The sequence below is a fragment of the Klebsiella ornithinolytica NBRC 105727 = ATCC 31898 genome (assembly GCF_001598295.1).
GTDB lineage: Bacteria > Pseudomonadota > Gammaproteobacteria > Enterobacterales > Enterobacteriaceae > Klebsiella > Klebsiella ornithinolytica.
The window spans coordinates 28,182-39,963 of the sequence record NZ_BCYR01000006.1; the positions used below are offsets into that span (position 1 = coordinate 28,182).

Consider the following 11,782-nt stretch of genomic DNA (forward strand, 5'->3'; position numbering starts at 1 on the left):
TCATTATGATTCGCGACGACAAATCCGGTTTCTCGCAATAAAAGCTCGCAATATAAAAAAACCACCCACCAATATAGGTAGGGGTACTGTATCGCCTCGAGGGAAATAAAATGAGCAACGGAATAAAAAGATATATTTCTGTGATGCAGTTAACACTAATAAATAAAAAATACATGCATTACGCACCGCATATTGCCATGCTCGTCACCTTATTACTGATTGGCCAACAGCTGGCAAAATTAAGCTGGCGAATGATACTCCCTGCTTCCTCTCCGGGTATTGAGATGAATGACGCGCCGGAGATCGCCGCGCTCATCCCGGCACCAAAAGCTGAATTACCGGTATTCACACTGTTCGGTCGCGCAGAAAAAAAACCGCCGTCATCAGCACATGACGGCAGCCTCGAACAGGCCCCGATCTCTTCCCTTAAGCTGCGGATTACCGGCCTGCTCGCCAGCAGCGACGCGGGCCGCTCGATTGTCATCATGGCAAAAGGAAATCAACAGGTTAGTCTGATGACCGGCGACAGTACACCGGGTAATGAAGCCCGGATTATCGCCATTCTGCGCGATCGCATTATTGTCAGCTACCGGGGCAGAAATGAAGCAATTTTACTCGCTGATGACCCCACGGCGAAAACCGCTGGCGCCCCTGGCACCGCGCTTAATTCATCACTCAGCCAGATTCGCCAGCAGCCGCAAAATATTCTTAATTACCTCAATATTTCCCCGGTCATGGTCAATCAACAGCTCAGCGGATATCGGCTTAATCCCGGCAAAGACCCCACGCTTTTCCGTGAATCTGGTTTACATGAAAACGATCTGGCGGTCGCTTTAAACGGACTTGATCTTCGCGATCGGCAACAGGCTCAGCAGGCATTAAAACAGCTCCCGGAGCTCAGTGAAATAACCCTAACCGTCGAACGCGAAGGCCAGCGACAAGATATCTATTTAGCATTGAGGGATGAATAATTGGCAAAGACAACGATTTTCCGCCTGATTTTCACCACTCTGATGATATTCAGCTCGCTGTTATTCAGGCCGCTGCACGCGGAAGAATTCTCCGCCAGCTTTAAGGGAACCGACATTCAGGAATTTATTAATACCGTGAGTAAAAACCTGAATAAAACGGTCATCATTGACCCCAGCGTACGCGGCACCATTACCGTCCGTAGTTACGATATGCTCAACGAAGAGCAATATTATCAGTTTTTCCTCAGCGTACTGGATGTCTATGGTTTTGCCGTTATCAATATGAATAACGGCGTGCTCAAAGTGGTACGTTCGAAAGATGCCAAAACCGCCGCGGTCCCGGTCGCCAGCGATGCCGCCCCCGGCGAAGGGGATGAAGTCGTGACCCGCGTGGTTCCGCTGACCAACGTGGCCGCCCGCGATCTGGCGCCGCTGCTGCGCCAGCTCAACGATAACGCCGGGGCCGGCAGCGTGGTGCACTACGAGCCGTCCAACGTGCTGCTGATGACCGGGCGCGCGGCGGTGATTAAGCGCCTGCTGACCATTGTCGAACGCGTCGATAACGCGGGCGATCGCAGCGTAGTCACGGTTCCGCTCTCCTGGGCCTCCGCCGCCGACGTCGTCAAGCTGGTCACCGAGCTAAACAAAGACACCAGTAAATCTGCGCTTCCCGGTTCGATGGTCGCGAACGTGGTCGCCGACGAGCGTACCAATTCGGTACTGGTGAGCGGCGAGCCGAATTCACGGCAGCGAATTATCACCATGATTAAACAGCTCGACCGCCAACAGGCGGTCCAGGGCAACACCAAAGTTATCTACCTCAAGTACGCCAAAGCCGCCGATCTGGTGGAGGTGTTAACCGGCATCAGCAGCACCCTGCAGAGCGACAAGCAGAACGCGAAACCGGTGGCCGCGCTGGATAAAAATATCATTATCAAGGCCCACGGCCAGACCAACGCCCTGATTGTCACCGCCGCGCCGGACGTGATGAACGATCTTGAGCGAGTGATCGCCCAGCTGGATATACGCCGTCCGCAGGTGCTGGTGGAAGCAATCATTGCCGAAGTTCAGGACGCCGACGGCCTCAACCTCGGCGTCCAGTGGGCCAACAAAAATGCCGGGATGACCCAGTTCAACAACAGCGGTCTGCCGATGTCGACGGTGATTGCCGGCGCCAATCAATACAACAAAGACGGCACGGTCACCACTTCGCTTGCCAGCGCGTTAAGCTCGTTTAACGGCATCGCCGCCGGGTTTTACCAGGGCAACTGGGCGATGCTGCTGACCGCGCTCTCCAGCAGCAGCAAAAACGATATTCTCGCCACCCCCAGCATTGTCACTCTCGACAACATGGAAGCCACCTTTAACGTCGGCCAGGAAGTCCCGGTGCTCAGCGGTTCGCAAACCACCTCCGGGGATAACATCTTCAACACCGTTGAACGTAAAACCGTCGGTATCAAGCTCAAGGTCAAACCGCAGATCAACGAAGGCGATTCGGTGCTGCTGGAGATCGAACAGGAGGTCTCCAGCGTCGCCGACTCCGCCTCCAGCACCAGCGCTGATTTAGGGGCCACCTTCAACACCCGCACGGTGAATAATGCGGTGCTGGTGGGCAGCGGCGAAACGGTGGTGGTCGGTGGACTGCTGGACAAAAGCGTCACCGATACCGCGGATAAAGTGCCTCTGCTCGGGGATATTCCGGTTATCGGCGCCCTTTTCCGCTCCAGCAGTAAGAAAGTCTCCAAACGGAACCTGATGCTGTTTATCCGCCCGACCATCATCCGCGATCGCGATAGCTACCGTCAGGCCTCTTCGGGCCAGTACAACGCTTTTAACGAAGCCCAGACTAAACAGCGCGGCAAAGAGAACAACGAGGCGTTGCTGAGTGACGATCGGCTGCATATCTACCCGCAGCAGGACACCGTGGCTTTTCGCCAGATAAGCGCCGCCATCGATGCCTTCAACCTCGGAGGCAAACTATGACGCCAGCAACCGAGGCTCGCCCGCTGCTGCCCTTTGTCTACGCCCGCGCCCACAATATCGTGCTGCTCAGCGATGGCGCGACGTCTCTGGTCCGCTGCCTGCGCAGCACGTCCGCTCAGGCGTTGCTGGAGGCGCGGCGGGTCGCGGATGGCCCGATCGCCGTTGAACATCTCTCCGCTGAAGAGTTTGAAAAGCTGTTGCTGCTGAGCTACCAGCGGGACTCAGCAGAAGCCCGGCGCATGATGGCCGATATCGGTAACGAGCTGGATTTATACACCCTGGCCGAAGAGCTGCCGGACACCGACGACCTGCTGGACAGCGAGGACGATGCGCCAATCATTCGCCTGATTAACGCCATGCTCACCGAGGCCATCAAAGAAAAAGCCTCTGATATTCATATCGAAACCTACGAACGCCATCTGCAAATTCGCTTTCGGGTGGATGGCGTCCTGCGCGAAATCCTGCGCCCACAGCGCCGTCTCGCCGCCCTGCTGATCTCACGCATTAAGGTCATGGCAAGCCTCGACATCGCGGAGAAACGCATTCCGCAGGACGGGCGCATGGCGCTGCGCATTGGCGGGCGCGCCGTCGATGTTCGCGTCTCAACGCTGCCTTCCAGCTACGGCGAACGCGTGGTGTTGCGTCTGCTGGACAAAAACAGCGTCAACCTCGATCTGCTCACTCTGGGGATGCCGCCCGCGCTGTTGCAGCAGGTCGACGATCTGATGGCTCGTCCGCACGGCATTATTCTGGTTACCGGCCCCACCGGGTCAGGAAAAAGTACCACCCTGTACGCCGCCCTTAGCCGGCTCGACGCCCGGGAGCGCAATATCATGACCATTGAGGACCCGGTCGAATATGAGCTGGAGGGTATCGGCCAGACCCAGGTCAACGCCAAAGTGGAGATGACCTTTGCCCGCGGGCTGCGCGCGATTTTGCGCCAGGATCCGGACGTGGTGCTGGTGGGGGAAATTCGCGATGGCGAGACGGCGCAGATCGCCGTGCAGGCCTCGCTGACCGGACATCTGGTGCTCTCCACGCTCCATACCAACAGCGCGCTGGGGGCCATTTCACGTCTGCAGGATATGGGCGTCGAGCCGTTTTTGCTCTCCACTTCGCTGCTGGCCGTCATGTCACAGCGTCTGGTGCGCCGCCTTTGCCCGCACTGCCGCCAGTCGCAGCCGGCCGATGCGCACACCGCCGGCCAAATGGCCATCGCCCGCGGAACGCCGCTGTGGCGGGCGGTCGGCTGCGCAGAGTGTAGTTTTACCGGTTATCGCGGACGCACCGGGATCCATGAACTGCTGCGGATTGACGATCGGGTGCGCATGGCCATCCACCGGGGAGAAAATGAATTAACGCTGATTCAGCAGCTGGGGTCGGACCACACCACTCTACGGGATGCCGGGCGGGAAAAGGTGCTGGCCGGAATCACCAGTTGGCAAGAGGTGGTCAGAGTGACCGAACAGCGCGCGGGAGAAGCAGACTAAAATGGCTATCTTCCGTTATCAGGCGCTCGATGAGCACGGTAAAACCCAGCGCGGCGTGCAGCAGGCCGATTCCGCCCGTCACGCCCGCCAGCTGCTGCGGGAAAAAGGCTGGCTGCTCCTGGAGATTCACGCCGTTGCGCAGGCCACGCCGGGCTCCCCTCGATCGCTGCTGACGCGGCGCACCAGTGCCAGCGATCTGGCCTTGCTGACCCGCCAGCTGGCCACGCTGGTGGCGGCCGCCATCCCGCTAGAGAAAGCGCTGGATGCCGTGGCGCAGCAGTGCGAAAAAGCCCATCTCAAGACCCTGATGGCGGGCGTGCGTGGCAAGGTGCTTGAAGGCCATTCGCTGGCGGAATCCATGCGCGGTTATCCGGGCTGTTTCGACCAGCTGTACTGCGCCATGGTGGCCGCCGGGGAAACCTCCGGCCATCTTGACGGCGTCCTGAACCGGCTGGCGGACTATACCGAACAGCGCCAGCAGCTGCGCGCCCGTCTGCTGCAGGCGATGATCTACCCTATCGTCCTGACGCTGGTCGCTATCAGCGTGATCGCCATTTTGCTCTCCACGGTGGTGCCCAAAGTCGTCGACCAGTTTGTCCATATGAAACAGGCGCTGCCGTTCTCCACCCGCCTGTTGATGGCCCTCAGCGATCTCGTCCGTACCGCCGGCCCCTGGCTGTTGCTGACGCTGATCGGCGGAGGCCTGCTGCTGCACTACGCCCTACGTCAGCCCGCGCGGCGCCTGCTGTGGCACAAACAGCTGCTGCGCCTGCCGCTGATCGGTCGGGTCGCCCGCAGCATCAACAGCGCCCGCTATGCCCGAACCTTAAGCATTCTGAACGCCAGCGCCGTTCCGCTGCTGCTGTCGATGCGCATCAGCGCGGAAGTGCTGAGCAACGCGTGGGCACGCCGCCAGCTGGAGGCGGCCACGGAGTCGGTACGCGAAGGCATTAGTCTGCATCGCGCCCTGGAAATGACCGCCCTCTTCCCGCCGATGATGCGCTACATGGTGGCCAGCGGCGAACAGAGCGGAGAACTCAACGGCATGCTCGAACGTGCCGCCGACAACCAGGACCGCGAACTGAGCGCGCAAATTCAGATGGCGCTCAGCCTGTTTGAACCTCTGCTGGTGGTGGCGATGGCTGGAATGGTGCTGTTTATCGTTCTGGCGATCCTGCAACCGATCCTGCAACTCAACACCCTTATGAGTATGTAATTGTCTTAATGGAGAAAAATATGCAACGGCAGCGCGGCTTCACGTTACTGGAAATTATGGTGGTGATTGTCATCCTCGGCATTCTCGCCAGCCTGGTGGTGCCCAACTTAATGGGCAACAAAGAAAAAGCGGATCGCCAGAAGGTGGTCAGCGATCTGGTGGCGCTGGAGGGGGCGCTGGATATGTACAAACTGGACAACAGTCGTTACCCCAATAGCGAACAGGGTCTGCAGGCGCTGGTCAGCCGACCGACCGCCGAGCCGCAGGCGCGTAACTACCCGGAGGGCGGCTATATCCGCCGTCTGCCTCAGGATCCGTGGGGCAACGACTATCAGCTGCTCAGCCCCGGACAGCATGGTCAGATCGACGTGTTTAGCGTTGGCCCTGACGGAATGCCGGATACCAACGACGATATTGGCAACTGGAATATCGGGAAAAAATAGTGCGACAGCGCGGCTTCACGTTACTGGAAATGATGCTCATTTTGCTGTTGATGGGCGTCAGCGCGGGCATGGTGATGCTGGCGTTTCCGACATCGCGCGAGGATGACGCGGCACAAACTCTTGCGCGCTTTCAGACGCAGCTGCGCTTTATCCGCGAACGCGGGCTACAGACCGGCCAGTTCTTTGGCATCTCGATTCACCCCGATCGCTGGCAGTTTATGCTGCTGCAACCGCGCGATGACGCTGAGGCGAATCCCGGCACGGAGGAGAGCTGGTACGGTTATCGCTGGCTGCCGTTACCGCCGGGTCGCGTCGCCACCACAGGCGAGGTCGCATCGGGAAAACTGACCCTGAGCTTCCCGCATGATGCCCAATGGACCCCGGGGGAACAGCCCGATGTTCTGCTGTTTCCCGGCGGCGAGGTCACGCCGTTTCAGCTGCAGATCGGCAGCGCCGAAGGGATCGCCGTCGATGCCCGCGGCACAATCCGCTCAGCCCGACAGGATGATGGACGATGAAAGCACAATCCGGAATGACGCTCATCGAAGTCATGGTCGCCCTGGTGGTCTTTGCCCTGGCCGGGCTCTCCGTCATGCAGGCGACTCTCCAGCAGACCCGCCATATGGGGCGGATGGAGGAGAAAACCCTCGCTGGCTGGCTCGCCGATAACCAGCTGGTACAGCTGAAGCTGGAAAATCGCTGGCCGGCGCTGAGCAGCTCGGAAACCACGGTACAGGCGGCGGGAAGCCGCTGGTATATCCGCTGGCAAGGCGTGGAAACGGAAATCCCGCAGCTGCGGGCGCTGGATGTCGAGGTCCGTCACGATAAGCGTGATAAGACGCCGATCGCGTCCCTGCGCACCTACGTGACTCAGCCATGACCAGAGGCAAGATGCACGGCTTCACCCTCGTGGAAATGCTGCTGGCGCTGGCTATTCTGGCGGCGCTGAGCATCGCCGCGATGGCGGTTCTGCAAAACGTCCTCCGCGCGGATAGCCTGACCCGGGAAAAAACGCTGCACGTTGAGGCGCTGCAACGCACCTTCAGCCAGATGGCCGCCGACTTCAATCAGATTATCCCGCGCCGCAGTCGCGAGAGCGCCAGCCTCTTTTTTGCCGGACGTTTTCAGCTCCACAGCGATGACTGGGCGCTAGCCTTCAGCCGCAACGGCTGGCCGAATCCATTGGGGATGCTGCCGCGCTCCGAGATCCAGAACGTCAGCTACCGCCTGCGCCAGCAGCAGCTGGAGCGGCTGAGTTATGATCAGCAGGACCCGCTCACCGGCGTCGAACCGACGGTGGACGTCCTGCAAGAGGGCATCCAGGCCTTCCGTCTGCGCTTCTATGCCAATGGCCGCTGGCAGGAGCGCTGGGACAGCACACAAAGCCTGCCCCAGGGGCTCGAAGTCACCCTGACGCTGGACGGCTACGGGGATATCACGCGCCTGTTTCTGATAACGCCCGGAGTCAGCCAATGAACCAGCGACAGCGCGGCGTTGCGCTCCTGATGGTGCTGCTGATCCTGGCCCTGATGATGGTGCTGGCAAGCGCGATGACCGAGCGCACGGCGCGCCTCTATCAGCAAACCGCCACCACCCTCGATAACCTGCAGGCAAAATGGTATGCGCTAGGGGCGGAAACCATGGCCGCCGCGCTGCTCCAGCGCGATGCGCTGGACTCTCCGAACCAAACTCATCTGGCGCAAAACTGGGCGCAGGAGGGGCGCCGCTTCACGGTCAACGACGGCGAGATTAACGCGACCATCACCGATGGCCAGGCCTGCTTTAACCTCAATGCGATCAACCGCGGCAGCGGCGAAGAGAGCGAAGAGATCCCCTGGCCGGCGCGCGCCTTTACCCGCCTGCTGGAAAACCTCGGCACAGAGCCGCTACGGGCGCTCCAGCTCACCGCCGCGCTACGCGACTGGATCGATGGCGACCGGGCGCCGCGCCTCAACGGCGGCGAAGATGAGGTATACATGGCGCGCTCGCCGGGATACCTCACCGCGAATCAGAAGATCCAGGACGTCAGCGAACTGCGGCTGATTGCCGGAATGGACGCCGCGCTGTATCTACGCCTGCTGCCCTTTGTTTGCGCCCTGCCGGACGACGCCCTGCAGCTCAACGTGAATACGCTCAGGCCAGACCAGGCCCCGCTGCTGATGGCGCTCTTTCCCGCCGGCGTCAATCTCCAGCAGGCGCGCCAGCTGCTGCAGGATCGCCCGCGCAGCGGCTGGAACAGCGTTGCCGCTTTCCTGGCTCTGCCGGCTTTACAGCAAAGCGATACCGCCGCCGCCCGCCCGTGGCTGACGGTTCACAGCGAGCGGTTTGTGGCCGCCTTCACCGTGGTCATGGGCAGCACGCGTTATCAGCAGCGGAGTGTCCTGCAAAAAGAGGGGCGGACTTTCCGTATTATCCAGCGGCGTTATGGACTCTATAGGGTGGCCGATGAATCACGATAAAACAGCGCAGCGGGAGATGCTCATTGTGCGTCTTGCTGCCCCCGAGCGCCCCATCGCCTGGCGACTGACCTGCCCGGGTGACCCGCAACGGGAAGCCTGCGGCGAGTGGTCCGCCACCGGCGCTGACTCCACGCTCCCCGATCTGGCGCAACGCTATCCCGCCTGGGTACTGGTCCCGGCCAGCGACTGCGCCTTCCACCACGTCACGCTCCCGGCGGGCCTGCGCAAAGCGCCGCAACAGGTGGTGCCGTTTTTACTGGAAGAGCAGTTGGCCACCGACGTCGACGAGACCCACTTCGCCCTGCTCCACCGTCAGCGCGAGCACTGTGCCGTCGCGGCAATAGCACGGCAGAAGATGGCCACCTGGCTCACCCGCTGCGACGAGCCAGGGCTCAATATTCTTGCGCTGACGCCGGATGTATTGACGCTGCCCTGCCACCCCGATCGCTGGAGCGCGGTACAGGCCGATGACCAATGGCTGATTCGCCAGGACGCCTGGCGCGGGATGGCGGTAGAAACCCCGTGGCTTGCGGAATTACTCGCGGCCTGGGAAACGCTGCCGCCGATCGATTGCTATTCCCCGCCGCCTGCCATCTCCGTCCCCTGGCGCGCGCTCGCGCCGCAGGATGTGCTCGCCCTGGCGGCGGCGAACCCGGCGGCCCGGCGGATCTGTTTACGTCAGGGGGCCTTTGCGCCAAAGCGTCGCTGGCAGCCGGCCGGCCGGCGCTGGCGCCCGACGCTCGCCGCGGCGGCAGCGCTGGCGCTGCTATGGAGCACCAATACCGTGCTTGACCACCTTGCCCTGAGCCGCCAGGCGGATGCGGCCCGGGAGGCCAGCCAGGCGTTTTATCGCCACTGGTTCAAAAACGATAAAAACGTTATCAACCCGCGGCTGCAGATGCAGCAGCACCTGCGCCAGCTGGAGGCAACAACCGCCACCTCACCGCTGGTCGCCCATATTCGCACCTTGCAAAATATGGTCTCCGATACCCCGGGGATCCAGCTGCGGGCGTTGACCTGGGATGCTGCCCGCAATGCGCTTCAGCTCGATATTTCGGCGGTTTCTTCACGGGCGCTGGAGCAGTTCACCGCCCGCGCGCAGGCCGGTTTTCGCGTGCGTACAGGAGAAATGAAGCCCCGCCCCGACGGAATTGAAGGGCGTCTGACGCTGGAGGGCAACGATGGCTAACTGGCTTATGTTATGGCAACAGCGCACTCGTCGGGAACAGCGTCTGTTAATCGGCATGGGGCTGCTGCTGGCGGTGGGCATCATCTGGTACGCGCTCTGGCAGCCGTGGCTCAGTCGGGAAGCCCGCTGGCAACAAATGCTGGTCAGAGAGCAGGCAACCCTGCGCTGGATGCAGCAGCAAACGCCCCGGCTCCAGCAGCTAGCCCGCCACACGCCGGGGGCCGCGACCGCGACGAAGGAGGATCTCTCCGCGGTCATCATGCGTGAAGCCACCCGCCAGGAGCTGGCGATTGTCCGGCTACAGCCGCAGGGCACCCGAATAAACGTGACGTTGCCGGCCTGCACTTTTCAGGCGCTGATGACCTGGCTGGACGCCCTCGCCCGCCAGGGGATCCTCGCCTCTTCTCTGGCCGTCAGCGCTCAACCGACGCAACCCGGTTGGGTGACGGTGACAACCCTGGTGCTGGAGCGTCCGCATGCCCCGTAAAGTCGCGTTCGGCCTGCTGATCGCGGGGATCTATCTGTTCTGGCTGCTGTTGACCGCGCCGGCCCGTCTGCTGACTTTCGCCCTGCCGGACGGCGTCAGGGTCGGTGAGCTCACCGGAACCGTATGGCAAGGTGAGGCCCGACAGTTAGCCTGGCGCGGCGTCCGCCTTGACCACCTTCGCTGGACGCTGACCTTCTCGTCCGGCCTTCCCGGCTGGCGGGTCACGCTTGACGACCCCGACGGCTTACGCGGACACGTCTCGCTACAGGGCATGACCACGCTCCGCTTGCAGAACGGCCTTTTTACCATCCCCGCTAACCTTGCCAGGCGCTGGCTGACGCCGGCGCTGCCGGCCGAAGCCCGCGGCCAGATCACCCTGAATCTGTCGGAAGGTCGCTTTAACCAAACCGGCTGCCAGCAGGTGTCCGGCGGTCGCGTGCAGTGGCGGGAAGCGCAGCTAAGTTCTCCGGCCGGTTCCCTTGAGCTGGCCGACGTAAGCGGCAAATTTAGCTGCACGCCGGCAGGGGCGCTGGCGCTCACCCTCAGCCAGGACTCTCATCAGCTCAGCCTCACCGGCGAAGGCACCTTGAGCCCCGATGGTCGCTACGCCTTTCGCGGCAAGCTCCAGACACGTCAATCAACCCCAGCCCTCCTCACCCTGCTTGTTGCCCAACATCAGCGCCAGGATGAGCAGGGACGCATTCCCTGGCAGCTGCAGGGAAAATGGTAATCACAGGAGACATCATGACGCTACTGAGCGCATTTTCGTTGCAGTTCCCCCTGTTATGGGGCGGATTGTTGTTTATTTTCGGCCTGACGTTTGGCAGCTTTTTTAACGTGGTTATCTACCGTTTGCCGCTGATGATGCAGCAGGAAGAGTCCGCACGATTCAACCTGTGCGTTCCCGCCTCCTTCTGCCCCCAGTGCCAGCGGCCCATCATCTGGCGGGATAATATTCCGCTGCTCAGCTATCTCTCACTCAAAGGGCGCGCCCGCTGCTGCCAGGCGCCCATTTCTCAGCGCTATCCGCTGACGGAACTGGCCAGCGGACTGCTCTTTGTGTTGACCGGCTATCTGCTGACGCCGGGATTACCGCTGCTGGGGGGCCTGATCCTGCTCTCCACGCTGCTGGTACTGGCGATCATCGACGGCCAGACTCAGCTCCTGCCGGATCGGCTGACTCTGCCGCTGCTGTGGGCCGGTCTGCTGTTTAATCTCAACGGCACGTTTGTCCCGCTCAGCGAAGCGGTGATCGGCGCCATGACGGGCTATTTATCACTGTGGACGGTTTACTGGCTGTTTCGCCTGCTGACCGGCAAAGAGGCGCTAGGATACGGCGATTTTAAGCTGCTGGCGGCACTCGGCGCATGGTCCGGCTGGCAGATCCTGCCGCAGACGCTGCTGTGCGCCTCGGCCAGCGGCCTGATCTGGACCTTGCTGCAACGGCGGATCACGCTCCAGTCGCTGGATCAGCCGCTGGCCTTCGGCCCCTGGCTGGCGCTGGCGGGCAGCGGCCTGTTTCTGTGGACTCAGACGCTGTAACC

13 protein-coding genes are annotated in these 11,782 nt (G+C 61.3%); all 13 read left to right on the plus strand.

What is annotated here, in order from left to right; all coding sequences use genetic code 11:
- The first annotated feature begins 110 nt into the window (after positions 1-110).
- The 13 genes from gspC to ROR01S_RS13365 are packed head-to-tail and all read left to right on the plus strand — an operon-like array spanning position 111 to position 11,780.
- Complete coding sequence (gene gspC, locus ROR01S_RS13305) at positions 111-971, plus strand: type II secretion system protein GspC (protein WP_044023562.1); 861 nt, start codon at positions 111-113, stop codon at positions 969-971.
- Positions 972-1,013: 42 nt separating this feature from the next.
- The gene (pulD, locus tag ROR01S_RS13310; RefSeq protein ID WP_049814748.1) at positions 1,014-2,954 is read left to right on the plus strand and encodes a GspD family T2SS secretin variant PulD; all 1,941 of its coding nucleotides are present in this window, start codon (positions 1,014-1,016) and stop codon (positions 2,952-2,954) included.
- Positions 2,951-4,444: a type II secretion system ATPase GspE gene (gene gspE / locus ROR01S_RS13315; protein ID WP_064359571.1), complete on the plus strand. Its 1,494-nt coding sequence runs from the start codon at positions 2,951-2,953 to the stop codon at positions 4,442-4,444. Before pulD ends, gspE begins: the two co-directional genes overlap by 4 nt.
- Before the next feature lies 1 nt (position 4,445).
- Positions 4,446-5,660: a type II secretion system inner membrane protein GspF gene (gspF, locus tag ROR01S_RS13320; protein WP_004858051.1), complete on the plus strand. Its 1,215-nt coding sequence runs from the start codon at positions 4,446-4,448 to the stop codon at positions 5,658-5,660.
- A gap of 20 nt (positions 5,661-5,680) precedes the next feature.
- Positions 5,681-6,103, plus strand: coding sequence for a type II secretion system major pseudopilin GspG (gene gspG / locus ROR01S_RS13325; protein ID WP_004858049.1), 423 nt, complete (start codon positions 5,681-5,683; stop codon positions 6,101-6,103).
- Entirely contained in the window at positions 6,103-6,621 is a 519-nt protein-coding gene (gspH, locus tag ROR01S_RS13330; RefSeq protein ID WP_015585120.1) for a type II secretion system minor pseudopilin GspH, read from the plus strand. Before gspG ends, gspH begins: the two co-directional genes overlap by 1 nt.
- Positions 6,618-6,983, plus strand: coding sequence for a type II secretion system minor pseudopilin GspI (gspI, locus tag ROR01S_RS13335; RefSeq protein WP_004858044.1), 366 nt, complete (start codon positions 6,618-6,620; stop codon positions 6,981-6,983). The genes gspH and gspI overlap by 4 nt, the downstream gene beginning before the upstream one ends.
- Before the next feature lie 11 nt (positions 6,984-6,994).
- Positions 6,995-7,579, plus strand: a complete 585-nt coding sequence (gene gspJ / locus ROR01S_RS13340) for a type II secretion system minor pseudopilin GspJ (protein ID WP_015585121.1) — start codon at positions 6,995-6,997, stop codon at positions 7,577-7,579.
- Positions 7,576-8,562, plus strand: coding sequence for a type II secretion system minor pseudopilin GspK (gene gspK / locus ROR01S_RS13345; protein WP_015585122.1), 987 nt, complete (start codon positions 7,576-7,578; stop codon positions 8,560-8,562). The genes gspJ and gspK overlap by 4 nt, the downstream gene beginning before the upstream one ends.
- Positions 8,549-9,751 carry a type II secretion system protein GspL gene (gene gspL, locus ROR01S_RS13350; RefSeq protein ID WP_064359572.1) on the plus strand — a complete coding sequence of 401 codons (1,203 nt, stop codon included), beginning with the start codon at positions 8,549-8,551 and terminating at the stop codon, positions 9,749-9,751. Before gspK ends, gspL begins: the two co-directional genes overlap by 14 nt.
- Positions 9,744-10,238 (plus strand): type II secretion system protein M, encoded by a 495-nt coding sequence (locus ROR01S_RS13355; protein ID WP_044348321.1) that lies wholly within the window; start codon positions 9,744-9,746, stop codon positions 10,236-10,238. Before gspL ends, ROR01S_RS13355 begins: the two co-directional genes overlap by 8 nt.
- A complete protein-coding gene (locus ROR01S_RS13360) occupies positions 10,228-10,968 on the plus strand; it encodes a type II secretion system protein N (protein WP_032716580.1) in 741 nt (246 codons plus the stop codon). The genes ROR01S_RS13355 and ROR01S_RS13360 overlap by 11 nt, the downstream gene beginning before the upstream one ends.
- A 14-nt stretch (positions 10,969-10,982) precedes the next feature.
- Positions 10,983-11,780: a prepilin peptidase gene (locus ROR01S_RS13365; protein ID WP_004858028.1), complete on the plus strand. Its 798-nt coding sequence runs from the start codon at positions 10,983-10,985 to the stop codon at positions 11,778-11,780.
- Positions 11,781-11,782: the final 2 nt, after the last annotated feature.